This is a genomic window from Natronobiforma cellulositropha, assembly GCF_025629245.1.
GTDB lineage: Archaea > Halobacteriota > Halobacteria > Halobacteriales > Natrialbaceae > Natronobiforma > Natronobiforma cellulositropha.
This window is the reverse complement of the sequence record NZ_JANZXN010000015.1, coordinates 96,261-122,797: the sequence shown is the minus strand read 5'-3', so window position 1 is coordinate 122,797 and position 26,537 is coordinate 96,261. Positions and strand designations below refer to the sequence as shown.

Below are 26,537 nucleotides of genomic sequence, written 5' to 3'. Positions count from 1 at the left end.
TGACAAGGCTTATCATAGTCGCTACCGTACACGTTACTGAATGGGTCCTGTTAACATGCGACTCGTCGAGCAGGCCAGGTCGATTTTCGCAGAGCTCGGATACACCGTCGAAGGCAACGGGCCGGACTTTCGCGCCGAGCGGGAGTGGAAAGTAGTCCACGTCAGCACCGTGCTCGAGACACCGGAACTCTCCACCCCGTCGGGCGAGTTCCACTGTTTCGTCGCGCAACCGGAAGACGCAGACGAACTCGAGGACCGGCTTCGGTACCAGGACCCCGACTACGAGTGGGCGATCATCGTCGTCGACGGCGACGACTACCAGGTCGAGCGCGCTCCGCCGGGACCGAAAGCCTCAGCGTAACGCTGCACGCGTCGCCCCGACACCCGCGTCGGGGTCGACGTCGGCACCCATCGATTCGAGAACGTCACCCAGCGCAGCCACCACGAACACCACGTTCTCCGGCCGCGCCGAGTGACCCATACACCCAATTCTGAAGATGTCACCGGCGAGGTCGCCGAGTCCGCCCGCAATCTCGAGGTCGTAGCGCTCGAGCAGGGCAGCGCAGACCGCTCCGTCGTCGACCCCGTCGGGGACGCGAACCGCGTTCAGACTCGCCAGCCTGTACTCGCTCGAGGTGTTCATCTCGAGTCCCATCGCCTCGACGCCGGCTTTCAGCGCGCCAGCCAGCCGTTCGTGGCGGGCCCAGCGCGCGTCGATCCCCTCGTTCGCGACCAGCCTGAGCGCCTCGCGCAGCGCGTAGACGTTCGTGACCGGTGCCGTGTGGTGATACGAGCGCTCCTCCCCCCAGTAGCCCTCGAGCAACGAGAGGTCGAGGTACCACGACCGGACCGGGTCCTCGCGGGCGAGCACCTTCGCCATCGCCTCCTCCGAGAGCGTCAGTGGACTCGCTCCCGGCGGACAGGAGAGACACTTCTGTCCACCGGCGTAGGCGACGTCGATCCCCCACTCGTCGACGCGGAGTTCGACGCCGCCGATGGAGGTGACGGTGTCGGCGATCACGAGCGCGTCGTGACCGTGTGCCGCCTCGGTGAGCGCAGGCACGTCGGGCTGGAGGACGCCCGTACTCGTCTCCGCGTGGACGAATCCGAACACGTCGGGGTCGTGTTCGGCGAGGGCGCGTTCGACCGCCGCTGGCTCGAGTGGCTCGCCCCACGGTGCGTCGACGGTGACGACGGTGCCGCCAGCGCGACGGGCCATCTCCGCCATGCGTCCGCCGAAGTAGCCGTTCGTCGGAACGAGCATCGTCTCGCCGGGCTCGAGGACGTTGGCGATAGCGGCCTCCATCGCCGCCGAGCCGGTACCTGAAACGGGAATCGTCCACTCGTTGTCCGTCCGGAAGGTGTAACGCAGCAGGTCCTGGACCTCGTTCATCACCTCGATGAACGACGGGTCGAGGTGGCCGACCAGCGGCGTGGCCATCGCGCGTAGCACACGTGGATGCACGTCACTCGGTCCCGGTCCCATCAGTGTCCGCGTCGGCGGTGTGAGTTCGTCGGTCTCCGGCGGCGTCGGTCCGGTCATATCCCGTGACACAGGGTGAATCCTCAAAAACGTTCACGCCGCGGCAGACGCCCCTGACTCGAAAGTGGACGACCTACGTTTATAGTGACAGACAGTGATAGTCGATGACATGGTATTCAAGAAGATTACCCTGATCGGCACGAGCACCGAGAGCTTCGACGACGCCGCAGACGACGCCATCGACCGCGCCGAGTCGACCCTCCAGAACGTCTACTGGGCCGAAGTCGACGAACTCGGCGTCGAAATCGCGAGCGTCGACGAACGAGAGTACCAGGCCGAGGTCACCGTGGCGTTCGAACTCGAGGACTGACCCGGACTGACCCGGTCGTGAGAGACAAGTAGCGGGCCTCCCTCTCCCCGCTATGGCACCTACCGAGGAGGTCGAGCGCTACGTTCGCGCGGTCGGACCCGACCACGACGAGCTACAGGAACGGATGGCCGCGTTCGCGGCCGAACACGACTTCCCGATCATCGGTCCCGGTGCGGGCGGCGTTCTCCGGTCGCTCGCCGCGGCGACGCGCGCAGAACGCATCTTCGAGTTCGGCTCCGGCTTCGGCTACTCCGCGAGCTGGTTCCTCGCCGGCAGCGAGCGGGCCGAAATCGTCCTCACGGAGTTCGACCGCGACGAACTCGAGCAGGGGCGACGATTCCTCGAGTCAGCCGATCTCGCGGACCGCGCGACGTTCGAACACGGCGACGCGATGGAAGCGATCGACCGCCACGACGGCCCGTTCGACGTGGTCCTCATCGACCACCAGAAGACCCGCTACGCCGACGCGTTCGAGGCGGTCCGCGAGAAGGTCCCCGTCGGCGGCGTCGTCGTCGCCGACAACGTGATGGGCGGCCCGGTCTCGATGACCGACCTGCTCGCGTACGTCGACTCCGGCGCGTCGCTCCCCGACGACGCGAACACGGAGGGCATCGCGGCCTACCTCGAGCGCGTGCGGGCGGACGAGGACTTTCACACCGTACTCGTGCCGGTCGGCAACGGCCTGGCGGTCTCGACGCGAGAGCGCGCGTGAGACGGAGAACAGTCGGTATCAGGTCCGGAACGACTCGCCACAGCCGCACTCGCTGACGACGTTCGGGTTCTCGACGTGGAAGCCCTCGGCCTGGAGACCGCTCTCGTAGTCGAGGACGCTGCCTTCGATGTACTTCAGGCTCGCCGGGTCGACGAAGACCCGCAGGTCGTGGTGTTCGTACACCGTGTCGTCCGCTTCGGGTTCGGTGTCGAAGCGCATCCCGTAGGAGAGACCCGCACAGCCACCCTGCTGGACGAACATCCGCAGGCCCGCTTCGCCGGTGTCGAGACCCTCCTCTCTGAGTAACGAGAGCGCCTGGTCGGCGGCCGCCTCGGTGACCTCGATACGGGGGCGCGTCTCGCCGCCCTCCATGCTGTCGGTGCTCATACTCTCTCGTTTCGTCGCAACGATGTTAACTGTGACGCCGATTCCCCGAGCGCTCGAGCGTCACTCCTCGCGCTCCGTTCGAACCCGGACGCTCTCGGCGTGGGCGTCGAGCCCCTCTGCTTCGGCGAGGGTCGTGACGGTGTCGGCCAGCGAGTCGAGTCCCTCACTCGAGAGGCGCTGGACGGTCGTCGCCCGGAGGAAGGTCTCGACGGAGAGACCACCGGTGACGCGTGCGCGGCCGTTCGTCGGCAGGACGTGGTTCGTCCCGGAGGCGTAATCACCCGCGGCGACGGGGGTCTGGGGTCCCAGGAAGACGCTTCCAGCGCTGTCGATCCGCTCGAGGATCGCCTCGTCGTCGTCGGCGACGATGGTGAGGTGTTCGGGGGCGAACGACTCGGTGAAGAGGATCGCCTCGCTCATCGAGCGGGCGAGAAAGACGCCGCTGGCGTCGTTCGCGAGTGCTTCGCGGGCGATCTCTGCGCGCGAACACGACTCGAGGCCCGACTCGACGGCCGTCGCGATCGCGTCCGCAGTGTCCGCATCGTCGGTCACCGCGACGACCGGCGAGTTCGGGTCGTGTTCGGCCTGTGCGAGCAGGTCCGCCGCGACGAACGCCGGGTCGGCCGTCTCGTCTGCGACCACGACGATCTCACTCGGCCCGGCGATGAAGTCGATCTCGACGTCGCCGCGGACCACACCTTTGGCCGCGGCGACCCACTTGTTTCCGGGACCGACGATCTTCTGCACGCGCGGGAGCGACTCGGTGCCGTAGGCGAGCGCACCGATGGCCTGTGCGCCGCCGACGCGGTAGACGGCGTCCGCCCCGGCGAGGTGAACCGCCGCGAGCGTGACGGGGTTGATCTCCTCGGCTGGCGGCGTCACGACCACGACGTGTTCGACGCCCGCGACGACCGCCGGAACGACACCCATGATCGCACTCGAGGGGTAGGCCGCCGTGCCGCCGGGAACGTAGACGCCGACGCGCTCGAGCGGGCGAAAGCGGCGGCCGAGTTCTCGGCCGTCGGCGAACTCGCGTCGCCAGTCTTCCGGCACCTGTGCCTCGTGGAACGCACGGACGTTCGCCACGGCCGTCTCGATCGCTTCGCGAACGTCGTCGTCGATCCGCTCGAGCGCGCGCTCGGCGTCGTCGGTGATCTCGAGGTTGCCGACCTCGACACCGTCGAACTCGCTCGTGAACTCGCGGACGGCGACGTCACCCTCCTCGCGGACGCGCTCGACGATCCCGCGAACGTCTTCGGAGACCGCCTCGACACCGGCGTCGCGCTCGAAGAGTGCCGCGCGGTCCGCCGGGCCGAGATCAGCGAGGTCCCTCACGTCGATAGTCATAGACGAGCGTTCGCAGGGCCGGTGAAAAACGGTTTCCCTTCGGCCGGTCGTCGCTCGAGTGTGCTCACGAGGAGTCGATCGGCCAGAGACCGACTTTCGCGAGCGTCGCCCGGACAGAGAGGGAGACGAGCAGCGAGAAGCCGACGACGCCGACCGGCGCGGAGACGAGCTGGGCCTCCCGGTAGCCGACGACGATGCGAGTCGTCCCAAGGAGGACGAAACTCGCGACCACGAGCCCGAACGCCAGGAGTGCGAGCGTGACGAACCGCTGCTGGTCCATACGCAACACTGGTCGGGCGGGCGCTAAACACTGCTGGTCGAATCGGCCGTCGGCGAGCCGTGACCGTCGTCACAACGCCGCCCAGTGGCTCGAGCGATCCGGCTACCGCACTGCGGGCCGACTCGTCACTTCCGGTCCGGCATCGTCGAGTGACGCGTCGACGTGCGCATGTCCGCACGCTCTGACGGCGGCGGAGCCACCGTCGAATACATCGTCCCCTTCGCCGACTCCGACGAACCGAACGAGTCGAACAGCGGGTCGTCCTCGTCGTCCGTCTCACCTTCGCCGCCCGGTTCCTCGCTCGAGTCGTCCCCCAGCGCCCCCTCGAGCGTCCCGCGAAGTCCCTCGAGGTCGTCACCGAACGCACCGAGTCGCTCCGAGACCGCGTCCGCGAGCGGCGACTCGTCGTCCACTCCCTCAGTGATACCCTCGAGCGTCTCACCGACGCGGTCGGTCACCGTCTCGTCACCGTCCGTGTCTCCCCGGCGCTCTCCGTCTTCGCTCTCGTCATCCGCACTCCCTTCGTCGCCTTCACCTGCACCCTCTCCGTCGCCCTCGTCCGCACTCTCTTCGTCGCCCTCGTCTGCACTCTCTTCGTCGCCCTCATCCGTACTCTCCTCGCTCTCGTCGCTCGCTCCGTCGTCGGATTCGTCGACGGCAGTACCCGCTGGCGCTCGTGCCTCGAGCGCCGCATCGAGTGCGGAGCGTGCGTCCGAAGACGGCTCTTCGCCGCCCGCCAGCCGCTCGAGTTTGACGAGCGCGTTGAGCGCGGAAACCGACTCTCGCTCGCCGGTCAGGACGGCTTCGGGGATCGATCCCGGGCCGTCGGCACCCGTCTCGAAGCCGAGCGCCGAGAGCACCTCCTCGGTGGGTCCATCCTCGAGCACCGAAGACGCCTCTTCGGCCGTCTCGAGGAGGGCTTCGTCGTCGTCCGACTCGAGGGCCGCCTCCGCGGCGTCGAGGAGGTCGGTGAGCCGTTCCGAGAGGTCGTCACTCATCGCTCACGCCGTCTCACCACGTTCGGTTTCGTGTTCGTTGCTGGCGTCTGCGCCCGCTTCGTCGTCGGATTCTTCCGCCGCCGCGCTCTCGCCGTCTGTTCCGTCGCCGCTGCCGGCGTCGTCGGCTACCGTCTCGAGAATCGCTTCGGTCATCTCCTCGCGGGTGAGGTTTGCACGAACGTCGAGGTCCTTCGCAATCGACTGCAGGTCGCGATAGGAGAGGAGTTCGAGAAACTCCGAGAGGGTCTCTCGACGGAACTCTCCGAGGTCGTCGGCGTCGGGGAGCGAGGGGGCGTCTTCTTCGTCCTCGCTCGCCGTCTCCTCGTCTTCCTCGTCGCTCACCGTCTCCTCCGCTTCGCCGTCTTTCAGATCAGGCGTGACGTCCTCGACTCGCTCGCGGCCTTCCGCGGCGGCTTCGCGGGCGCTCGAGGCGAGACCGTCACCGTCGTCGTCTCCCTCCTCGCTCAGGTCCGGTGTAACGTCCTCGACTCGTTCGCGGCCCTCGTCGGCGGCCTCGCGAGCGCTCGAGGCGAGACCGTCACCATCGTCCTCGTCGGTCCCCGTCACCGTCCGCAGGGCGTCGACGACGGCCTCCTTGACCTCGGTCGCCAGTTCGCCGATGGAGGCGCCGCGTTCGACACCCGCCGCGAGCGACTCGTGGACGCTGCGTCCGATGGTCTCCCCGAGTTCGCGCCCGATTCGCTCGCCGAGTTCCGCACCGACCGCTGCGCCGACGCGCTCGGCCGAGATGTGCTCCTCGAGCGACCCGCCGTCGAGGAGCGCCTCGGCGTCGATCTGGTCTGTGGCTTCCTCGAGCACCAGACTCGAGAGTTCCTCGACAGCCTCTTCAGCCACGGTACTCACCTCGGGTCGGTCGGGAGGACGCTGTCGTGCTCACTCGGAATCACTGTCCTCGGACGACTCCTCCTCGTCACCGCTCGCTTCCGCTTCTTCTCCCTCACTCTCGTCGCTCGCCTCAGCATCGCTTTCTTCACCGTCGTCGCTCGTCTCCGCGTCGTCTTCCTCGCCCTCGTCGCTCGTCTCTTCGTCCGTCTCGTCTTCGGTCTCGCTCTCGTCGTCTTCCTCGTCGTCTTCGGCCTCGCTCTCTTCGTCTTCCTCGTCGTCTTCGTCCGCTTCGTCCTCACCGAGCAGTTCCTCGACCAGCGCCTCACCGATCGACTTGCCGATCGCTTCGCCGACCTTCCGACCGACGAACGCGCCGACGAGACCACCGATTGCCGCACCGAGGTTCTCGTCGGTATCGATCTCTCCTTCCCACGCGGTACCCTCGAGCAACTCGTCGACGTCGACTTTCTCGACGACTTCCTCGTAATCGATTCGCTGGAGTAGTGTCTCGTCACTCATGATTGTGCCTCCGCAGACTGCGCCGCATCCGGTTCTGGCTGCGCTTCCTCCTCCTCAGTCACCTCACTCGCACCGCGGACCAGGCCGCGCACGGCCGCGCGGACGACCACGGCGATGACGTCCTCGAGCGGCAGCGCCGAGACGACGCGTCCGAGCGCACCCCGGACGGAACTCGTAATCGACGAGATGAAGCCCCCTTCGGACTCCTCGCCGTCTCCTACCTCCCGCCCCTCGAGCGGGCTGGGGAGTCGCTCTCTGAAGCCGCCGAGTTTCGAGCGGACCCACCCGAGCGGCGACCCGGGGAGCGCGTCCGTGATGGTGTCTTTCAGGCCACTCAGCCGATCGGTGAGCGCCTCGAGCGGCGACATCGCGAGACCATCGAGTAGGCCGGTGACTCCCGAGAGCAGGTTGCCGAGGAGGTTGTTCTCACCCGGGCGGGCCGAGACGTCGAGGGTGACCTCGTTCAAGTTCACCTCGAGTCCGAGGAGGTCGAGCGCGAGACCGTCGAGGTCGAGGTGGAGGACGCCGGAGGTATCGTCGCTCTCGTAGGCGGCCTCCGCGTCGCCGCTGTGGACGCCGACGGCGTCGTCGTCTTCGGTCGGTCGCTCCTCCTCGTCCGTCTCGTCCGGCTCGGACTCGACTTGGTCGTCCGTCTCGTCGTCCGATTCGTCCATTTCTTCGGATTCGGACTCGGCTTCTTCGTCCGTCTCGTCGTCGCTCACGTCGTTCTCGTCGTCACCTGCCTCACTCTCGGAGCCGTCCGCTGGCTCGTCGGCTGCCGACTCTTCACTCTCGGCGTCGGACCCACCGTCGGTGACGAGCGAGCGTGAACGCCTGTCTACTCGTCTCCCCGTCTCACACGCCATCCCTTCGCTCCTCGAGAGGGCGGGGTCGCCGGTGCCACTGTCGCGTTCACGCGCTGATCTGTCGCCCATGGCCGAAAACCAGTACGTCACACACCACGCCGGTGCGTGGTAGTTAGGCTTGCGTGTGCGTGAGAGGCTGACGCCGGTCTCAGGTCCCCTCTCGAGGGATGTCCTCGACGGGTGTGTGGTGCAGTCGGTAGCCGTCGTCGACGGACACGACCTCGTCGACGGCGTAGAAACGGATGTGGCGTTCCATCTTCGTCACGACAGGCAGGTCGTAGTGCTCGGCTCGGTACGCCGGTTCGTCACCGCTCGCCGTGCGCTCCTCGACGAACGAACGGTGGCTCTCGAGACGCGCTCGAGCGACCGCTCGCGAGAGCGAGGGCGTCTCGTCGACGGTCTCCTCGAAGCGTGAGACGAACGCCGACTCGAGCTCGCAGCCGACGGAGTGCCGGCCCGCACACATCGCCGCGAGCGAGGTCGTGCCGGTCCCCCAGAACGGGTCGAGGACGGTGTCGCCGTAGGTCGAGTACATACAGACGAGTCGGTACGGAATCTCGAGCGGGTAGGCGGCCGAGCGCTCGCGCACGTCGTCGCCCTCGAGCGCCTGGAGTTCGCCGCGGACGTCCGTCCAGAGGTCCGAGAACCAGCGGTTTCGCTCCTCCCAGAAGTACGCCGCCTCGTAGCGGCAGTCGGCTCCGGCCGAAAACGAGCGACTCGTCGCGCCCTTCCGAAAGAGTAGCACGTACTCGTGCTCGAGCGTGACGTAGGCGTTGGGCGGGATCATCCCGCTGCCCATGAACTTCGCCGCGCTGTTGGCGGGCTTGCGCCAGAGGACGTCAGGCAGCGGGTCGAACCCGCGGTCGGTGAACGACTCGAGTATCCGCGCGTGGTTCGGATAGACGCGGAAGCTACCGTCGAGCGTGCGCGTCGCGTCACCGACGTTGATACAGGCGATACCGCCGTCGACGAGCACGCGTTCGAGTTCGTCCCAGACGCGTTCGAGCTGTGCGTGCATCCCGTCGAACGCCGCCTGGCCTTCGCCCGCTTCGAGCGCCTCGCCGATGGCGGGGTCGAGCGACGCGAACAGGTCGTCCCAGAGCTCGATCATCGGGTACGGCGGCGAGGTGACCACGAGATCGACCGACTCGTCGGCGACACTCGAGAGGTCGCGCGAGTCGCCGACGATGACCCGGTGGGTCGTCTCCATCGTTTCTCTGTGTCGCCGTCTGCTCCTTAGCTCCTTCGTCACTCGAGTGAGATCGAGTACGGACACCTGCGGCCACGACGAGAGGGGAGACGACGAGTCCGGAGCGCTGATCGACGACGGTCACCGCCTCGGAAAGAGCGTGATTTCAGTGCGAGAGGTGTGTCGAACCGAGTTACTCCTCTTCGTCCTCGTCGGCGACGTCCGCGCGCTCTTCGTCCGTCGAGTCGGTTTCGGAGTCGGCTGCTTCGGACTCCTCACCTGCCTCTTCCTCCTCGTCACTGTCGGAGATCACGGCCGTTTCGAACTCCTCGATCGGTTCCCACTCGTCTTCGTCGTCCGCCTGCATGCGTCGGCGGATCGCTACCGCCCCGGCGACGACTGCCAGGACGAGAACGAGCCTGCGGAGTCGGCCACCGGATGCCTCCGTCTCCGCTTCTTCCGGGTCGTCGTCGAGTTCTTCGCTCACCGCCTCGGTCATCTCTGCTTTCTTCTCGAGAACGTCCTCGCCCGTGGGTGTCGTCTCCCCCTCGAGACCGAGCGCGTCGGTGCTCGGAAGTTCGCCTTTCGATCCCAGCAGGTAGCCGATTCCACCGGCGAGACCGACGAGGATGCCGACGAGCGGGAATTGCTTCGAAGAACTCGAACGGGGACCGTCGGCTTCCTCGACGGCTTCGACGATCGACTCTCTGAGCGAGGAGTCCATGCCCTTGCTCACCGCCTCCTTCACGACGAGGTGCGACAGGGTCGCCTCTTCTTGTTGGCTTTCGGCCATATTGCGCTCGACCACATCACTGTAAATAGGTCTGTCCAATGTTTCAATCAGTTTTCCGCGCTCGAAATCGGGTAAGCAGTTCGTACCGGCCGGCCGCCGTCCCGGTAATACAATACTACGCTCCGGCGCCACGCTCGAGCGGATCTGAACACGATGAACGAACGAAACCGGTCACAGAAGTATGACGTATCCGAGACGTACGCCGAAAGACGTCACGGAGTGGCTGCCGCGAGGGGGAGCGACACGGCTATCTCGGTAGCCGCGGCGACGGCACGAAACCCGTAGCCGTAGAGGAAGAGCGCGGGAATCGAGCCGGCGACTGCCGCGCGAGCGAGCGAGGTGCCGTGGACGATCGACAGTCCGTAGACGAGCAACGCGCTCGCGTAGATCCCACAGAGGAGCCGAAGTTCGGGAACTGCTACCCCGGCGAGGACACACGGCGCACTCGAGTAGGCGAGTACCTGGACGGTCTGGCTGATCCCCGCCCGGTCGTCCACCGTCAGCAGCAGACACAGCGTCTGGAGGGCCGCGACGGCGTGTAAGCCGAGCGGGGCGACGAGGAAGACGACGAGTCCCAGCCAGAAGAGCATCTCGAGCGGGAACCGGACCCCGAGTGCGGGGTAGACACCTGGCTCGGTGAGATACCGCGTCGTCTCGACGACCAGGACGACGGCCATGAAGAACGTCAGCCCCGGTGCCTGATCGCCCGGTGCGACCCCGGTCCGGAAGAAGCGACCCGGACGGACCAGTACCTCGAGCCACGCTCGAGCCATCGCTCTCGGCCCGCGGTCGCGGCCGCCTTCGGGGTTCTCGATCCACTTCGTCATGCGTTCTCGGGGTGCGCGCCAGACTCGGCCGTCCGGCGAGCGGCCGTCTCGGGACGAGTGGGGAGGAACTGCGCCGGCCCGCTCGAGCGATCGACCGCTTCGTTCACGAGTGAACTGGGGAAATCCGACATTATAGCCGTTGTCAATCCGACCGTAGACGACGTGCGGTGAGCGAGAGAGATGCGACGCGAGTGTGACGGTGGCTCGAGCGCCGAAAGGATTGCATAACGAAACCGGCCGACTTCGAAACCCGGGTGATGGACGTGATTCGGCGACCGGACGTGCTCGGACGGGCGACACAGCGTCGTCTCGTCGGCGTCACGAGCGCCCTCTCTGCGGCCACCGTCGAGGCGGCCGCGGTCGGACTCTGGTTCGTGCTGGTCGTCGTCGAGACGCGAACGCTCTTCACCGCGCTGGCCGGTCTCGGTGTCTTGCTGTTCGGTTCGCTGGTCCGGACCGGCGTGTTCGACGCCGTCGCGGGTCGCCGGTCGCGAGACGCCTCGGAACCGATTCGCTTCGCTCTCGCACTCGTCCTCGCGACGTGCTGGCTCACCTGGCTGGTGGCTGCCGAACTGGTCGGTGGCCAGAACGGTATCCTCGTCGCGTTCGCGCTCCTGGCGTCGACGCTGTCGCTGCAGTTCTCGCTCGAGCGCCGGTGGTACGGCGCGAGCGGGGGGTGGCCCTCGCTCACTGACGCCGTGAAGACCGTCGCCGCGGGTGTGGTCGTCGCCGCCGGGGCGAGTCTCCTCCTGGCTGCGACCTGGTTTCTCGACTGGCGACTCGTCGTCGCCTACGTCCCGGTCGGTGACCTCACGCTCGCACTGGAGATCGGCGGTCTAGCCGTGGGTCTGGCGAGCTACGGCGTCTGCTCGTTCCTCGGCCAGCAACAGCGCATCGCTCGGGCACTCGAGAGCTGACTCAGCGGCCGACCGCGCCGACGTTCTGTTCGCTCTCGAACGAGAACGAGTCGGGTTCGATCCGGGCGAACTGGACCGCCTGGCGGCCGAGTTTCGCGACCCGTTCTTCGAGGTCGGCGTCGGCGAACTCGCCGTCGTCGAACGCCGCGTGTGAGTTCGATACCGCCGCCTGGTGAGGAATCACCCACGCGTTCAGCGAGCGACACACAGAGCGCAGGTGCTCGAGCGTCGTCACCGGGAACGAGCCACCCGCGACGGCGAGTAAGCCGACGGTCTTGCCCTCGAACTCGTCGAAGCCACAGTAGTCGATGGCGGTCTTCAACGGCGAGGAGAACGAGCCGTGGTACATCGGTGAGCCGAGGAGGATGGCGTCGGCGGCGAGGACGCGCTCGACCAGTTCGTCTGCGTCACCCGCAGCGGAGCGTTCGACGTCCGGGTCGTACGCGGGCAACTCGAGGTCGCCGAGGTCGATCAGATCGGTTTCGGCACCGCCGCGTTCGGCTTCCTCGAGTGCGCGCTCGAGTGCGAGGGTGGTGTAACTGCCGTCACGGAGGCTGCCGGAGATTGCGACGACGCGGAGGGCGTCTTCGGTTACAGCGTCTCGATTGTCAGTGCTCATATCGGTTCGCTCGAGTGCGCGCGTGAAAAATGAGTCGTCTGGCGACCGTCACGCGTCGAACGCGACTCGAGTGGAGAGGGTCACCGGCGGAGCCGTGCGACGGTGTCGCCGTCTCGCTCTGTGAGCGTCACCAGGTCGTCGTCTGCGAGGTCCGTGAGGAGCTCGGAGAGCCAGTCGCGGCCGTACTCGCCGTCCGGCGTGTAGTCGACGCGGATGCGGTGGCCGAGGGTGTCGAGGGTGAGTTCGTCGTACTCGTCGAGCGTCCTGATCACGCGGCCGCGGAACTGGCGGCGACTGCCTTCGAACGCCGACTGTGTGGGCACGTCGGGGGCGGTGAAATCACCCGACTCGTAGGCGTCACACCACTCGCGCCACGGACAGCCCCCCTCGTCGCACCGCGGGCGCTTCCGGCAGACGACGCCGCCGAGTTCCATGATCGCGTTGTTCCAGACGCGCGAGCGTCCCGCCGGGAGCAGTGTGTTCGCCGCTCGCTCGAACGCACCGTCGTCGTCGGGAACCGAGAAGGCCCGGTAACAGACGCGTTTGACGTTCGTGTCGACGACCGCGTCACCGTTGTCGAACGCGAAACTCGCGACCGCGTTCGCGGTGTAGGGACCGACGCCCATGAGTTCCTGTAACCCCTCGGGCGTCTCCGGAAATTCACCGTCGAACTCGCCTTCGACCTGTCTGGCCGCTTCGTGGAGGTACTTCGCACGGTTGTTGTAGCCGAGGCTGTGGCTGCTCCAGAAGCCGACGACATCGGCGCGTGCTGCCGCCGCCAGGTCGGCCGTCGTCGGCCACCGCTCGAGGAAGGCCGCCCACGCGGTCTCGACGCGCTCGAGTTGGGTCTGCTGGCTCATCACTTCGCAGACGAGAATCGCGTAGGGGTCGTCGGTCTCGCGCCACGGATAGGATCGGTGGTCCGCCTCGTACCACTCGACCAGCGCCGTCTGCACCGCCTCGAGCGTCTCGGGAAGCGTCCAGTCCTCGCCGTCGGCGTCGCTCATCGCCTCGACCGTTGGGAAGGCCGTCGTTTAGGGTTGCTGGTTGCCCGCGCTCGACCGGAAGGAACTCGGTGCCTGCCCGGATACGGGCCGGTATGAGTCTCGAGGATCTCACCGAGGACGTCGAAGCCACCTACCGCGACCTGGGCGACACGTGTACGACTTCGCTCGACCGCGAGACGCGAACCGAACTCGCGATGTTGGAGACGGTACTCGAACCCGAGGAGACCGACGAACTCGTCCGTCGGGCGATTCACCTGCTCTTTCAGTCGACGGTCGAGACCGGCAGACTCGACTTTCACCTGCGCTCGGGCTACGACGTCACCTACGACGAGTACCTGACGGGAATGACTTTCCAGGAGATGGCTGGCGGCCAGACCTACCCGAAACTCGACGACGAGCGCCGCTACCGGTTCTGACGCTCGCGCGTTCCCGCAGTCACTCGACTGCTTCGATGGCATCGAGGACGAGCCTCGCACCGAGTGCCACCTCGCGGTCGGTCACGTCGAGTGGCGGGAGCAGGCGCAGCGTCTTGCGCCCACAGCCGAGGGTGAGGACGCCCCGGCGCAACGCGGCTTCGATCACGGCGTCGCGGCGCGCTTTGGTGTCGAACTCGAGGGCGACCATGAGTCCCAGGCCGCGCACGTCGACGACCGACTCGAGGTCGGCCGCCGTAAACGACTCGTGGAACTGCCGGCCGCGCTCGCGGACGTTCTCGAGCAGTCCCGGAGCCGAGATCACGTCGATGGTGAGCACGCCCTGTAAGGCAGCGAGGAAGTCACCCCCGCCCCAGGTCGAGGAGAGACGCGCCTCCTCCTCGGGGAAGACGTCCGAACGGGAGATGGTCGCGCCGACGCGCAGCCCCTTCGCGCTGGTGATCACGTCCGGTGTGAGCTCGAGGTGGTCGACCCCCCAGCACTCGCCCGTCCGGCCCAGGCCGGACTGGATCTCGTCGGCGACGATCTTTACGCCGTAGCGCTCACGGATCGCCTCGAGGTCGCGCGCGAACTCGGGGTGGGGCAGCCGGTAGCCGCCCTCGCCCTGGACGGGTTCGAGGATGAGGTAGGCGACCTCGTCGGGGTCGACGACGCCCCCGTCGGGGTCGAGTCTGTCGGCGAGGACGTTGCCGCCGGGACCGTCCGTCAGCCACCGCTGCTCGTACTCGGTCTCGCTCGAGGGGTAGGGGACGCTCATCACCCCTGGAACCTCGGGGTAGCCCCGTCGGTGGACGGCCTTCGAGCGGTTGAGCGAGAGTGCGCCGAGGGTACGGCCGTGGAACGCCCCTTCGAAGGTGACCGCGCGGTGGCCGCCGTCGGCGTAGCAGATCTTGATGGCGTTCTCGACGGCTTCCGCTCCGGAGTTCGAGAGGAAGACGGTATCCATCTCGTAGTGGCTCGTGAGGTCGACCAGCCGGTCCATCAGCTGTGTCGGACCCGGAAAGTCGGGGTCGTCGGGCGGCCAGCCACCGCTGACGTAGAAGTCCTGGCCAGCGATTTTGGTTGGATCGGGGAGGTCGAGCGCCGCGAGTCGCTCCCTGATCTCGGGATTGTTGTAGCCGAGCGGGGCTGAGGCGACGTGACTCGTAAAGTCGAGGAGGACGTTGCCGTCGACGTCGGTACAGAAGGGACCGACCGCAGGTCCCTGGAGGTCCCAGACGAACTCGTAGACGTAGGTGCTCGGGGCGGCGAACGCGTGGTGGTACTCGACCCAGCGTCGAGCGCGCTCTCCGGGGAGGTGGTCTACCTGCGGTTCGGCCGTGTCGCGGTCCATAGGTCGTGTAGGAGACCCGTCGGCTAAAACGTTCGTCGCGCGCTGAACTCACAGCACGACGACAACCGAGGCGAGCGCACCGCCGACGAGCAACACCGCGCTGTAGACCGCGACCTTGTACCGAAACTGCGTGTTCGACGAGGTCGCAGCCAGCAGCGCCTTGACGACGATGCTCGAGACGGTCGCGAGTAAGATGGCGATCGTCGCCTCGGGACCGCCGAGCTGGCCACCGCGGTAGAGGACGACCGCGGACGTGGTCGCCCCCGCACTCGAGACGAGACCGCTCGCGACGGCGGTCACGTAGAAGCCGAGGGTGCCGAACCAGGTCTCTGCGAGCGATCCGAAGACGAGCACGGCGAGGAACACCGCGCCGAAGCCTAAGGCATTCTTCATCGAGAACGGACTCTCGAGTTCCATCGCCGAGGACTCGCGCCAGTCGGCGGTCAGGCCGGCGATGAGGAAGGCGAGGACGATGACCGCACCGAGCGGGACGACCGCCTGGACGAGTACCGGGACGCCGCTGCCGGTGGTGAAGGCGACGGCGATGGCGAGGTTTCGCGCGGCCATCGCCGCGTCGGCGAGGAGAATCGCTGCGACGGCGTAGGAGGCCGCCTCGGGACGCTGGCGGACGTGGTCGAGCATCGTTCCGACGACGGCCGTCGAGGAAGCCAGCCCGCCGAAGAAGCCGGTGACGGCGATGCCCCGGCCGCCGTAGCTCGAGACGATAGCGTAGTTGACGATGCCGATGCCCGCGACGGCGACGACCATGAGCCAGATCACCTGTGGCTCGAGCGGGATCGCCGTCTCGCCGAACTCGAGCGTCGCGGTCGCGGGGAGAATCGGGTAGATGACGAACGCGAGGATGGCGAACTCGGTGGTCGCGCGCATCTCCTTGCGTGAGAGACCCCAGGCGAACTCGTGGAGTTCGCGCTTGAGGACGAGCAAGAGCGAGGAGAGGACGGCGACGGTGATCCCCTCGATGATGAAGCCTGCGGCGACTAAGACGCCGACGCCGTAGGCGACCAGCATCGACACCGAGGTCGTCAGCGAGAGACCGGTCTCCTCGTCCTCGTCTCCGAGCAGTCCCTGGACGGCGAGGAGGACCCCCTGTACGATGACGAGCAGCCCACCCAGGAGGAGGAGACTCTCGCCGACGTTCGCCTCGAGCACCAACACGGTGAAGACGGCGCCGAGGAGGCTGATGAGCGAGAAGGTGCGGATGCCCGCCGACTTCTGTGACCACTCGCGCTCGAGTCCGAGGAACATTCCCAGCGCACCGGCCAGCGCGATGCGGACGACGGACTCCTCGAGCGGGGCGTCGGCGAGCTGGAGGACGACCTCGTTCACTTCCCCCGATTCTCCGCTCGAGCACATAAACGAACCGGGAGACGATCACGTACCGGACCGACACGTAGACGGCTGGCGGGACGGACGACGACCAGCGCGGTACGGTTCCCACTCGGGACCGTTACAAGTCGACGTACTGGGCTTCCCAGTCGCGGCGTGCCTCGAGTTCTCGGCGTCCACGCCGCGTCATCGTGTAGAAGTTCGTCCGCCGGTCACGTCGGCCCTTCTCGACCAGACCCTTATCGACGAGCGTATCGAGGTTGGGGTAGAGTCGCCCGTGGTGGATCTCCTTCTCGTAGTACTGTTCCAGTTGGTCTTTGATCGCCAGTCCGTGCGGTTCGTCCTCCCCAGCGACGACGTAGAGTAAGTCGCGCTGGAATCCTGTCAAGTCGTACATTGGGTAAGTCCCGATCATACTTCTTGTAGGAATTTAATAAATATTCCGGGTTATCCCGTCCGAACTCCGGAGAGTCTACGCCTCGAAGAGGTTTGCCGATAGAACGAAGGATAACACGAGTGAGGAGAACTCTACACTCGTTCCATAACCCGTTGTTCATGTTTAGCCTTCTATGCGTTCGCTCTCGCACAATTAGCCCACGACGGACGGCCGTAGCCGTGACTCGCGTGCGGTGTCGGCCCGGCGGACAGAACTCGAGCGCTACCCGTCGGTGGGCAGTGTCGTGAACAGGAAAGCAAACCGCGCGACGGAAAAATGTCGCACGGTTGCTTGCCGCCCTGAATTGGTCCCCGCTGACGCTTCGGCCCTCCAAAGCGAAGCGTCACGTGATGAAATTCGCTCGGTGAACTTAAATGTACCGACACCGCCCGAAAACGTGATACGAATCCGAACACACGGCCCGCCGACGGCGGCCACCCCGTCTCGTTCTCACCCTCGAGTGCGCCGGGCGAGGGTCGTCGTCGAGGCTGTGCGAACGGCGTCGGTGTAGCCACTGTGGGCAGGTTCGACGAAAAACGACTCGGTCGGACACACCGCGTCCGGTACGGGACACCGTCGTGGCAGAAACGACGGTGCGGTGGCAGAACGGAGCTGTCTCGAGCGGTTGGCGGTCTAGAGGCCGTCGTCGTTATCGTCGTTGCCGTTGTCGTCGGTCACTCCATCGTCGTCACCGTTCTCCGCTTCGAGCGTCATCGTCAGCTCCTCGTCGTCACCGTCGATCTCGACGTCCTCCTCCCCGTCTTCGTAACCGTCGGCCTCGGCGTGAACGGTGTACTCGCCGTCGGCGAGTTCGGTGAACTCGACCTCGCCGTCCTCGTCGGTCTCCTCCTCGTGCTCGTCTTCGTCGTCCATCTCGTCGTCTTCGTCGTCAGCCAGCGGGTCGTCGTCCTCCTCGTCGTCCATCTCGTCGTCTTCGTCGTCGGCCAACGGATCGTCGTCCTCGTCATCCTCGTCGTCCAGCATGTCGTCGTCACCCTCGAGTCTGACGTGGGCACCCTCGATGGGGTCGCCGTCTTCGTCTTCGACGGTGACTGTCAGCGTGTGCTCGCCGTTCTCGACGTCCTCCTCTTCTTCTTCCTCTTCAACGCCGTCGTCTTCTTCGACGATCGTCTCTTCTTCTTCCTCTTCGACACCGTTCGCCGGCTCTTCCTCTTCTTCCTCACCGGGACCCTCGTCTGCACAGCCCGCGAGGGCGATGGCGGTTGCGGTTCCGGTTGCGGCCACGAACTTCCGTCGACTGAATCGGCGGCGGGACATATCTCTCCGTAAGACGGTTCGACTGGTTGCGGTGTGGCCTGCAGTTGCCGCACGTTCATGAGGCCCCGCGTATCGGCTCAGTACCGGTGGTTTTCATCGAACGTGACAGGTGTGGCCGTCGGACTCCCGCTCGAGCGAGATTAGTCACGAACGATCGATACAGACACTGAGGCACGGAAATTCCAGACTCGACTCGGACGCGTCGGGCGATCCGTGAGACCGACGAGCCTTTTTGCACCTCTCGAGTAGGTGGCGTATGAAGATTCGGGGCGAACGCTCGTGTACCGAGTGTGGTACTCGCTGGTCGTACTACGAGACCGGCAGTGTCGGCTGTCCCGCCTGTGGCAGCCTCCGCAGCGTCGGCGTCGACGAACCGACCGAACACACAGACCTCGAGACGCCGTTCGACCTCACCGGCGTCCGGGCCGCCGTCGACGAGTGTTCGACGAGCGAACTCGCTTCGCGCGCACGCGAAGAAGCGAAAGCGTACGTTCGAAAGCGAGGCTTCATCAGCGGCGGCACGCTCAAGCCGCTCGAGGACACCTACCTCGCCGCGGTGGAACTCCAGTACGTCGCCGACACCGTCAGCAGACGGCGGACGACGCTCGAGGACGAAGCGCTCTACTTCCTCGGCCTGCTGCGCGAGGCTGACCAGGGTGAGTACCCGCCGGAGGCGTCCATCCCGAAGACGCTGCGAGCGGACCGGGGCCTGGCGTACGCCGACGCGGTCGACGCCTACCGGCGGGAGCTCAGAACCTGGCTCGAGGGACGGGCAGTTACCCCCGAAGAACGCTCGACGCTCGCGCTGCTCGGCGAACACGTCACCCGCGTCCAGCTGCTCGAGGGTGACGTCTCACCCGAGACGGCACGGACGCTGGTCGAGGCGGCGAGAGACCTCGCCCGGGCGGTGAGCGAGGGCGACGAACCCGCCCTCTCGCGTGCGCGTGATCGACTCGAGCGCCTCTCGGTGTGAGGCGACGAACTGTGGATGGAAGAACGGAAACCGGCGTCGGTCGCCAGCTATAGCAGCCACTGCAAGTCAGTGCACACCTGATCGCCAGACGGGGCGGCGATCAGTGTGTAACTCGTTGCAGTTGTTACTATAGTACCCTTCCAAGCGTCGACTGATGAGTCGAACCAGGTGTCGGGTACCGATTCGACTCATCAGTTCAGGCTTGGAACGCCACTAGTCGGTGTCTGGACCGATCAGGGGAGGTCGACGTCGACGCCGGTCTGTGCGCTCGCGGCCGCGACGGTGTTGTAGAGCAACATCGCGCGCGTCATCGGGCCGACGCCGCCGGGGACGGGTGTAATCGCGCTCGCGACCTCCTTCGCGCTCTCGAATTCGACGTCGCCGACCAGTTCGTAGCCCTTCTCGGTGTCGGCGTCGACGCGGTTGACGCCGACGTCGACGACGACGGCACCCTCGCCGATCATCGAGCCGTCGATCAACTCGGGGACGCCGCAGGCGGCGACGACGATGTCCGCCGCGCGCGTCTTCGTCGCGAGGTCCTCGGTGCGTGAGTGACAGACGGTGACGGTCGCGTTGCCGTCGTCGGCCTTCTGGATCAGTAAGTTCGCCAGCGGCTTGCCGACGATGTCGGAGCGGCCGACGACCGTCACGTCCGCACCCTCGGTCTCGACGCCCGTCGCCTCGAGTAGCTTCTGGACGCCGTGTGGGGTACAGGGGCGAAAGCGGGCGTCACCGGCGACGAGACGGCCGACGTTCTCGGGGTGGAAGCCGTCTACGTCCTTCGCGGGGTCGATCCGGCGAATCACCTCGCGGTAGTCGATGTGGTCGGGGACCGGCGACTGGACGAGGTAGCCGTGGACGTCGGGGTCGTCGTTGAGGTCGGCGATCGTCTCGTAGAGCGTCTCGGCCGACGCGCCGCCGTCGATTTCGACGTGGACGCCGTCGATACCGACTTCCTCACAGTCGCGCTGTTTCATGTTGACGTAGGTCTGACTCGCCGGGTCGTCACCCATCAACACCGTCGCGAGTCCCGGCTGAGAGCCCGCATCGGTCAACGTCTCGATCGCACCCGTCAACTCCGCGCGAATCTGGCCGGCGACCGCGTTCCCGTCGATGATCTCCGTCATTACGCGAGAGGGCGACGGGGAGCCACTTCAACGCTCGGATTCGTGCTCACTTCGGGCGTCACCCGAGCCTCGATATACACGGATGTGTATTCCCTCGAGTGGCTCGTGGTGGCGACCAGCGCATTCGCTCGGGCGTCTTCAGGAGCGAAAAAAAACCGAACGCGGATTATTCGTAGAGCGGGTTCGCCGCACAGAGGTCTGCGACCGTCTCCCGGACCTCTGCTTTCACGTCCTCGTCGTCGGGGGCGTCGACGACGCGGGCGATACACTCACCGACGACGGCCATGTCGTCCTCGTCGAAGCCGCGCGTGGTCAGGCCGGGCGTCCCGGCGCGGATGCCGCTCGGGTCGAACGCCGAGCGGGTCTCGCCGGGAACGGTGTTGCCGTTGAGAACGATACCGGCCTCCTCGAGCGCGACTTCGGCGTCTCCGCCGGTCGTGTCGGGGTGGGAAGGTCGGAGGTCGACGAGCACGAGGTGGTTGTCGGTGCCGCCGGAGACCAGTTCGAAGCCCTGGTCGACGAGCGCCTCGCCGAGCGCTTTCGCGTTGGCGACCGTCTGTTTCGAGTACTGCTCGAACTCGTCGGTGAGCGCCTCGCCGAAGCCGACGGCCTTGCCAGCGACGTTGTGCATGAGCGGGCCGCCCTGGCCGCCGGGGAAGACGGCGGCGTCGATGTCGCTCGCGTACTCCTCGTCGCACATGACGATGCCACCGCGGCCGGCGCGGATGGTCTTGTGGGTGCTCCCGGTGACGAAGTCGGCGATACCGACGGGCGAGGGGTGGACACCAGCGGCGACGAGACCGGTGATGTGAGCGATGTCGGCGAGGTGGAGGGCGTCGACCTCGTCGGCGGCCGCCTGGATGCGCTCCCAGTCGACCTCGCGCGGGTAGGCGGAGTAACCGGAGACGATGATGTCCGGCTCGAACTCGGCGGCGTGCTCGGCGAGACCCTCGTAGTCGAGGCGGCCGGTCTCGGCGTCGACCTCGTACTGGTCGACCTCGTAGAGCTGTCCGGTGAAGTTCGCCGGGTGGCCGTGGCTGAGGTGGCCGCCGTGGGTGAGGTCGAGAGAGAGGACCTTATCGCCAGGCTCGAGCATGGCGAAGTAGACGGCCTGGTTGGCCTGCGTCCCGGAGTGGGGCTGGACGTTGACGTGTTCGGCACCGAAGAGTTCGGTCGCGCGGTCGATAGCGAGCTGTTCGACGTCGTCTGCGTACCGACAGCCACCGTAGTAGCGCGATCCGGGGTAGCCCTCGGCGTACTTGTTGGTGAGGACGCTGCTCTGTGCGTCGAGGACCGCACGGCTCACGTGGTTCTCACTCGCGATCATCTGGAGCGACTCGCGCTGGCGATCGATTTCGCCCTCGAGAGCGTCAGCGACGGCCGGATCGGCCGCCCGAACGTGCTCGTGTTCCATGTGCTCTGTGGCGTCTGGGCGACGTATAAGTGTACCTTTCTGGCCCAAAATACGCCCCGGACGCAGCATCGTTGGCACAACACACACCCTCGAGTGAGGCGCTCGAGACCGAGTCCACTGCGATACGGCGCCGATAACAATAATCTTTGCTGATATTCTTCCCGATACAACTAAATCGACTGAGTGACATTCACAGACTCGAATGATCGAGTGGGAGGTGGTGGGCAGTCACCTCCGCGTCGTCGACACCGACAACGTGGAGGTCACCATCCAGGGGAAGGGGTTGACTGTCGAGGGTCGCGGTCCGGAGATCCCGAGACCGGTCGACGAGACGGTCGCCGTCACAGCGGCAGGGCTGGCGTTTCCGCACACTGTCGTCTACGTCTTCGACGTCGACGGCGGTGAGCAGTACGAACTGGGCGAACCGGGAGAGCCGCTCGTGCTCCCGGCGGGCGAGTACGTCGTCGACATCGACGCCGAGATCAAAATTTACCTCCACTTCAGCGGCCGGGCAGCCCTCGAGAAGACGAGCGATTACGAACACGTCGTCGTCCGCTTCCCGGAGGAGCAGGCGGCCACCCTCGGATTGCGGAGCAGACACGAGTTCCCGGCCGACACACTCACGATTCCGTACACGCCGGACGGGGTGGCGACGGCGTTGACGTACCTCTCGTCGTCACACAAGACGACGGGTCCCGACCGAACCTACCCGACGTTGCGCGGCCACCCCCCGCTCCTCCGGGAAGGTCCCGAGTGCGCCATCCCGCCGGAGATCGCCGCTGACGTCGAAGACGTGGGCATCGAACTCCTCGCACCACAGGACGCCACGCTCGAGGACCTCTTCGTCCTCGCCCCGCTCGGCTACTACCTCCAGGCACAGGTCGCCCTGGAAGCGAGGGAGACGCCTGCGATCAGATTCGCCGGTTCGGGGCGCGAACACGACCTCGCGTCGCTCCCGGGTCTCGAGCGCGACGTCGAGCGCCTGTTGCGACAGTCGTTCTTCCTCGACTGTCTGGTGCGCAACGCCGGGCCGTACCGGGCGAACCTCTCGGAACTCAGCATGCTCGAGGCGCTCGGTCTCGACGCCGAGACGCTGTACGATGCCTCGCCACAGGCACGGCTCGAGAGCTACCTCGACGTCCCCTACAGTGCGCTCGAGCACCGGCTTCCGGACTGGCACCTCACGACGTACGTCGAGCCAACGCCGTTGAACGTCGACACGCTCCCGTTCCTGCTCGACCGCCTCAGCATGGTGTCCATGCCGCGAACCTCGGAACTCGAGGGGAAGGAACTGGTCGAGCGCTCGCTCGACGACTTCTACCGGGGAGCGCGCCAGGTCGCTTCCGTCGACATCGTCAAGCCCGAACTCACGACCGGGCGGGTCCACGGCTGGCTCGCGGACGGCGTCCCCATCGACGTGTTCAAATCGGCACCCGAAGCCTACTACAACCGGCTCGAGTACGTCGAGCGCGAACGGGAGTGCACCTCGATCTGTGTCGTGTTGAACGACAGCGACATGGCCGGCGAACACACGGACGTGGCTGCGATCTACCGCCAGCGGGCCGAAGAACTCGCCATCGACGTCACCGTCGAGGAGTCACTCGGCACGGCGGAGCTCGCGCGAGTGTTCGAGAGCGAACACGACTTCGTCCACTTCATCGGCCACTGTGAGACCAGCGGCCTGCGCTGTCCCGACGGAAATCTCTCGATGTCGACGCTCGAGGAGTGTAACACCCAGACGTTCTTCCTCAACGCCTGTGGGTCGTTCTACGAAGGGATGTCGTTGATCGAGAAGGGGAGCGTCGCCGGAGCGATCACGTTCTCGCAAGTGCTCAACGACCACGCCATCAAGGTCGGCTCGACGTTCGCGAAGTTGCTCGTCCACGGCTTCAGTATCGAGCGGGCGATGTCCCTCGCGCGCAATAGAATTATGATGGGGAAAGACTACGCCGTCGTCGGCGACGGGACGCACACGATCACCCAGGGCGACCACCAGGTCCCGACGACTGCGACCGTCGAGCGACTCGAGGATGGCCGATACTTCCTCAGCCTCGAGTGTTTCTCGACCCAGCGCACCGGCTCGTACTACTTCCCCCACGTCGAGACGAACGATCATGCGTTCCTCTGTGGAACGGAGTCGAACTTCATGCTCGAGCCGGCGGAACTCGTCTCGTTCTTACAGGGCTCTGAGACGCCGGTCATCTACGATGGTGACGTCTACTGGTCGCAGGAACTGTGGCCAGAAATCGAACGGGAAGGCTGAGCTACGGTCCGCCGTAAGTGCTGATGCGTTTCGCCTCGAGTGGTTCCGCTGTGATCGGCGCACTGAGTGACAGTACCTGCCACGCTCGACGCCACCCCTCCCGCACCAAGTGCATGTGTTTCTCTCCCATACCGTCTAGACGGAACACATTCTGTGTATTTATTCCTTACTATCGAGTTGGCAGCGAATCGATGCAACTATATATCCCGCGTCTGTAGCGATTGGTAGAAGAAGATTCACTACTAAGGTAGGTAATGTTCTCATTAACGCCGGCCACGCCCTCACGAATTGAGGGAGAATCCGACAAAAATTACCGCTACATTGGCCGGTGACAAGTTACGGTGGTCCTGGGGCCATCAAAATTAAGTAGTTAGCACTCCTTTAGTTGTCCATAGGCATGACCTCAAATTTACTCAACCACCAGATAGACGATATCCTCAGCACCGTTCTGTCAGATGCCTCGGGTGACGTATACATGATCAACCCCTCGTGGGAAGCCATCGAGGAGTTCGTCACCGTCGCGACCGGCTTCGAGGAGTCGCTCCCGACCGTGCACATGCTCGCCGACGAACGGACGCTCAAAGACGTGATGGACGACTTCATCGTCGCGAGTAACGCCGCAGACCTGATCGCTGCAGATGCCCTCGCGCTCAGAACGCTCGACCAGGCACCCGAGAACTCTCTGCTCGTCACCGACGAACGCGTCATCGCCGTCGTCCACGCGGGCGACCGCGTCGGTGGACTCGTCACCGACGACGAGGAGTTCGTCGGTGCGGCGTTCGACACCTACGCGACCCGCTGGGAGCACGCCGACGAGTTCAACCTCCGTACGCCACCCATCTCGCGCGTCCGTGAGACGCTCACCACCGAAATCTCCGCCGACGCCGAGAACGACTTCGCCGCCATCCTCGACTCGCTCGAGACGGCCCGCGGCGACGGCGACGGTCTCGACGAAGTCACCATCTCGCTGCTCGTTGCGGCGAAGAACGACGCGCTGCTCTACGACATCAGCAAGTGGGGCGAGGACGTCGGCATCGCCAGCAAGGCGACCTTCAGCCGCACGAAGACCAAACTCGAGGACATGGGTCTCATCGACACCGAGAAAGTGCCCATCGACGTCGGCCGGCCGCGCCTGCGCCTGAAGATCGGCGACGAGCGACTCCGCGAGGCCGACAACGGCCAGCTCGCCACCGTCGCCCAGTCGATCCTCAACTGAGCAGCCACACCTAGACTTCTTTCGAACACACCGTCCTGTGAGCGGACGCTCGAGTGGCGCAGTTCTACTGACCCTCAAATTTCCGACCACATCTACTGGAAATGATCGCAGGTCGTAGCGATATCTGTAGGCGATTCGGTAATTGTACCAATTCGTATTTCACACGTTCGTTTATACGTATTGGGTATGGCAACACAGGACTCGACACGGTGGAAACTCTCACTGACGAGCAACCGGCTCCTCCAGTTCCTGCTCACGAACCGGTACGTCCAGCCGACGGTGCACGTGGTGAGCGTCTCGCTGTTCGCGTGGGCGCTGTGGACGGCGTTTACGGGGACGTCGAACCCGAACGAGAACTTCGCCTCGGTCGCCTTCTTCAGCGTCTGGTGGTCGAGCGTCATGCTCGTGAGCCTCGTCCTCTTCGGACGGGTGTGGTGTTACGTCTGCCCGATGGGAGCGATCGTTCGATTCACCCAACGGTTCGGGCTTGAGCGCCACTTCCCGATGTACTCGACGGGTCCGAAACTGAAACTGTTCGGCGTCTCACTGAGCGTCATCATGATCTCAGCGGCCGTCTTCGTCGTCTTCGGCCGGATGCCGATGTACAAACTCGGCGTCGTCTTCGACCCACAGCTGATCGGCATCTACTTCCTCGGTTTCACCGCCCTCGCCGTCGGCGTCAGTCTGGTCTACCAGCGCCAGGCGTTCTGCCGGTACGTCTGCCCGGCGACCGGCGTGATGAGCGTCACCGCCCGCCTCTCGCCGTTCGAGATCAGACAGAACGCGGATACGGGCGTCCAGTGTGCGACGCTCGAGTACAAGAGCGACTATCTGAGCACCGATCGTCGGTGTGTCTCGTGTATGAAGTGTACGACCCAGAACCCGGAACGTGACGTACAGCTCCGTGCTCGCTGGCCGGGTGCCGCCGCCGTCCGCCAGCGCATCCCGCTGCCCGACGAAGCGCTGCTCGTCATCATCCTCTGGGCGGTCTTCCCCATCGACCACGTCCTCGGCGACCACGTCGAAGTGTTCGTCCCCTTCGGCGACCCGTGGCTGAGCGTCATCCCCTACTTCGCGAGTATCGCCGCCGCCATCGGCGCGTACCTGCTCGCGAACGCGGTCGGCACCTGGTGGAGCGGGCTCGACTGGAGCGACTCGTTCACCATGTTCGCCTACGCCTACCTCCCCTACAGCATCATGTACATGCTCGGCAACCACGTCATCCCGAACTGGCTCGAGGAGGGCGGCGCGACCCTGAACGCCCTCTTCAACGGTATCGGCATCCCCCTCTCGCTGCCGGAAGCGCTGGCGAGTGAGTCGACTATCGCCGCCTGGGACTGGTTCAACGCGACGATCTGGCCGTGGCTCGGCGTCCTCTGGGGTGCAGTCATCGTCTGGTTCGCCGCCAAGCGCCTCACCGACGTCGACGGGCGCGCCGTCCGTGCGATCGTCCCTCACCTCGTGCTCCTGGTCCTCACTACCGCATGGATCGAGGGCCACCTCGGCTCTCTCGGACTGTTCTGAGACGGCTCGAGAGACGGAACACCCAAGTTCTC

The 26,537-nt window shown here is 65.6% G+C and carries 28 protein-coding genes; 9 read left to right on the top strand and 19 right to left on the bottom strand.

Going from position 1 to position 26,537, the window contains the following annotated elements:
* The first annotated feature begins 55 nt into the window (after positions 1-55).
* Complete coding sequence (locus N0B15_RS06285) at positions 56-361, top strand: DUF7116 family protein (protein WP_263019212.1); 306 nt, start codon at positions 56-58, stop codon at positions 359-361.
* Here N0B15_RS06285 and N0B15_RS06280 read toward each other — a convergent pair.
* Entirely contained in the window at positions 353-1,543 is a 1,191-nt protein-coding gene (locus N0B15_RS06280; protein ID WP_263018719.1) for a pyridoxal-phosphate-dependent aminotransferase family protein, read from the bottom strand. The two genes, N0B15_RS06285 and N0B15_RS06280, sit on opposite strands and share 9 nt — an antisense overlap.
* Positions 1,544-1,652: 109 nt before the next feature.
* Between N0B15_RS06280 and N0B15_RS06275 the strand changes: the two genes are divergently transcribed.
* The gene (locus N0B15_RS06275) at positions 1,653-1,853 is read left to right on the top strand and encodes a dodecin (protein ID WP_263018717.1); all 201 of its coding nucleotides are present in this window, start codon (positions 1,653-1,655) and stop codon (positions 1,851-1,853) included.
* 52 nt (positions 1,854-1,905) lie between these two features.
* Positions 1,906-2,565, top strand: a complete 660-nt coding sequence (locus tag N0B15_RS06270) for an O-methyltransferase (protein ID WP_263018716.1) — start codon at positions 1,906-1,908, stop codon at positions 2,563-2,565.
* An 18-nt stretch (positions 2,566-2,583) separates the two neighbouring features.
* Here the strand turns inward: N0B15_RS06270 and N0B15_RS06265 are convergent, their stop codons facing one another.
* From N0B15_RS06265 to N0B15_RS06220, 10 genes are all read right to left on the bottom strand, one after another.
* Positions 2,584-2,952: a HesB/IscA family protein gene (locus N0B15_RS06265; protein WP_263018715.1), complete on the bottom strand. Its 369-nt coding sequence runs from the start codon at positions 2,950-2,952 to the stop codon at positions 2,584-2,586.
* Positions 2,953-3,012: 60 nt separating this feature from the next.
* Positions 3,013-4,299: a histidinol dehydrogenase gene (hisD, locus tag N0B15_RS06260; protein WP_263018714.1), complete on the bottom strand. Its 1,287-nt coding sequence runs from the start codon at positions 4,297-4,299 to the stop codon at positions 3,013-3,015.
* Between the two features lie 64 nt (positions 4,300-4,363).
* Positions 4,364-4,579, bottom strand: coding sequence for a hypothetical protein (locus N0B15_RS06255; protein WP_263018713.1), 216 nt, complete (start codon positions 4,577-4,579; stop codon positions 4,364-4,366).
* 125 nt (positions 4,580-4,704) lie between these two features.
* Positions 4,705-5,577: a DNA polymerase V family protein gene (locus N0B15_RS06250; protein ID WP_263018712.1), complete on the bottom strand. Its 873-nt coding sequence runs from the start codon at positions 5,575-5,577 to the stop codon at positions 4,705-4,707.
* Between the two features lie 3 nt (positions 5,578-5,580).
* Positions 5,581-6,432: a putative sodium/potassium/calcium exchanger gene (locus tag N0B15_RS06245; RefSeq protein WP_263018711.1), complete on the bottom strand. Its 852-nt coding sequence runs from the start codon at positions 6,430-6,432 to the stop codon at positions 5,581-5,583.
* Positions 6,433-6,471: 39 nt separating this feature from the next.
* On the bottom strand, positions 6,472-6,942 hold the full coding sequence (locus tag N0B15_RS06240) for a hypothetical protein (protein WP_263018710.1): 471 nt from the start codon (positions 6,940-6,942) through the stop codon (positions 6,472-6,474).
* The gene (locus N0B15_RS06235; protein ID WP_263018709.1) at positions 6,939-7,877 is read right to left on the bottom strand and encodes a hypothetical protein; all 939 of its coding nucleotides are present in this window, start codon (positions 7,875-7,877) and stop codon (positions 6,939-6,941) included. The genes N0B15_RS06240 and N0B15_RS06235 overlap by 4 nt, the downstream gene beginning before the upstream one ends.
* Positions 7,878-7,956: 79 nt before the next feature.
* On the bottom strand, positions 7,957-9,018 hold the full coding sequence (locus N0B15_RS06230; protein ID WP_263018708.1) for a DNA-methyltransferase: 1,062 nt from the start codon (positions 9,016-9,018) through the stop codon (positions 7,957-7,959).
* Positions 9,019-9,190: 172 nt separating this feature from the next.
* The gene (locus tag N0B15_RS06225; RefSeq protein ID WP_263018707.1) at positions 9,191-9,790 is read right to left on the bottom strand and encodes a hypothetical protein; all 600 of its coding nucleotides are present in this window, start codon (positions 9,788-9,790) and stop codon (positions 9,191-9,193) included.
* A gap of 212 nt (positions 9,791-10,002) precedes the next feature.
* The gene (locus tag N0B15_RS06220) at positions 10,003-10,617 is read right to left on the bottom strand and encodes a YIP1 family protein (protein ID WP_263018705.1); all 615 of its coding nucleotides are present in this window, start codon (positions 10,615-10,617) and stop codon (positions 10,003-10,005) included.
* A gap of 263 nt (positions 10,618-10,880) precedes the next feature.
* On the opposite strand from N0B15_RS06220, the gene N0B15_RS06215 reads away from it, so the two are divergent.
* Entirely contained in the window at positions 10,881-11,534 is a 654-nt protein-coding gene (locus N0B15_RS06215; protein WP_425494213.1) for a hypothetical protein, read from the top strand.
* Position 11,535: 1 nt separating this feature from the next.
* On the opposite strand, the gene N0B15_RS06210 is transcribed toward N0B15_RS06215, so the two are convergent.
* Entirely contained in the window at positions 11,536-12,153 is a 618-nt protein-coding gene (locus N0B15_RS06210) for an NADPH-dependent FMN reductase (RefSeq protein WP_263018702.1), read from the bottom strand.
* 80 nt (positions 12,154-12,233) lie between these two features.
* On the bottom strand, positions 12,234-13,160 hold the full coding sequence (locus N0B15_RS06205; protein WP_263018701.1) for an HhH-GPD family protein: 927 nt from the start codon (positions 13,158-13,160) through the stop codon (positions 12,234-12,236).
* A 92-nt stretch (positions 13,161-13,252) separates the two neighbouring features.
* Between N0B15_RS06205 and N0B15_RS06200 the strand changes: the two genes are divergently transcribed.
* Positions 13,253-13,576 (top strand): ribbon-helix-helix protein, encoded by a 324-nt coding sequence (locus tag N0B15_RS06200; protein ID WP_263018700.1) that lies wholly within the window; start codon positions 13,253-13,255, stop codon positions 13,574-13,576.
* A gap of 19 nt (positions 13,577-13,595) precedes the next feature.
* On the opposite strand, the gene N0B15_RS06195 is transcribed toward N0B15_RS06200, so the two are convergent.
* The 4 genes from N0B15_RS06195 to N0B15_RS06180 form a co-directional block, all read right to left on the bottom strand.
* A complete protein-coding gene (locus N0B15_RS06195; protein WP_263018699.1) occupies positions 13,596-14,927 on the bottom strand; it encodes an aminotransferase class III-fold pyridoxal phosphate-dependent enzyme in 1,332 nt (443 codons plus the stop codon).
* Positions 14,928-14,975: 48 nt separating this feature from the next.
* Entirely contained in the window at positions 14,976-16,274 is a 1,299-nt protein-coding gene (locus N0B15_RS06190; protein ID WP_263018698.1) for an MgtC/SapB family protein, read from the bottom strand.
* Between the two features lie 121 nt (positions 16,275-16,395).
* On the bottom strand, positions 16,396-16,671 hold the full coding sequence (locus tag N0B15_RS06185) for a PadR family transcriptional regulator (RefSeq protein ID WP_263018696.1): 276 nt from the start codon (positions 16,669-16,671) through the stop codon (positions 16,396-16,398).
* A gap of 672 nt (positions 16,672-17,343) precedes the next feature.
* Positions 17,344-17,988: a carboxypeptidase regulatory-like domain-containing protein gene (locus tag N0B15_RS06180; protein ID WP_263018695.1), complete on the bottom strand. Its 645-nt coding sequence runs from the start codon at positions 17,986-17,988 to the stop codon at positions 17,344-17,346.
* 256 nt (positions 17,989-18,244) lie between these two features.
* On the opposite strand from N0B15_RS06180, the gene N0B15_RS06175 reads away from it, so the two are divergent.
* Positions 18,245-18,961, top strand: a complete 717-nt coding sequence (locus N0B15_RS06175) for a DUF7117 family protein (protein WP_263018693.1) — start codon at positions 18,245-18,247, stop codon at positions 18,959-18,961.
* A 233-nt stretch (positions 18,962-19,194) separates the two neighbouring features.
* On the opposite strand, the gene N0B15_RS06170 is transcribed toward N0B15_RS06175, so the two are convergent.
* Together N0B15_RS06170 and glyA are read right to left on the bottom strand one after the other, a co-directional pair.
* Entirely contained in the window at positions 19,195-20,088 is an 894-nt protein-coding gene (locus tag N0B15_RS06170; protein ID WP_263018691.1) for a bifunctional methylenetetrahydrofolate dehydrogenase/methenyltetrahydrofolate cyclohydrolase, read from the bottom strand.
* 166 nt (positions 20,089-20,254) lie between these two features.
* The gene (gene glyA, locus N0B15_RS06165) at positions 20,255-21,502 is read right to left on the bottom strand and encodes a serine hydroxymethyltransferase (protein WP_263018690.1); all 1,248 of its coding nucleotides are present in this window, start codon (positions 21,500-21,502) and stop codon (positions 20,255-20,257) included.
* Between the two features lie 202 nt (positions 21,503-21,704).
* Between glyA and N0B15_RS06160 the strand changes: the two genes are divergently transcribed.
* The 3 genes from N0B15_RS06160 to N0B15_RS06150 all read left to right on the top strand — a co-directional run bounded on the left by N0B15_RS06160 (position 21,705) and on the right by N0B15_RS06150 (position 26,505).
* Positions 21,705-23,765, top strand: a complete 2,061-nt coding sequence (locus N0B15_RS06160) for a hypothetical protein (RefSeq protein WP_263018689.1) — start codon at positions 21,705-21,707, stop codon at positions 23,763-23,765.
* 397 nt (positions 23,766-24,162) lie between these two features.
* Positions 24,163-24,981 (top strand): transcriptional regulator TbsP, encoded by an 819-nt coding sequence (tbsP, locus tag N0B15_RS06155; RefSeq protein WP_263018688.1) that lies wholly within the window; start codon positions 24,163-24,165, stop codon positions 24,979-24,981.
* A 186-nt stretch (positions 24,982-25,167) separates the two neighbouring features.
* Positions 25,168-26,505, top strand: coding sequence for a 4Fe-4S binding protein (locus tag N0B15_RS06150; protein WP_263018686.1), 1,338 nt, complete (start codon positions 25,168-25,170; stop codon positions 26,503-26,505).
* The last annotated feature ends 32 nt before the right edge of the window (positions 26,506-26,537 follow it).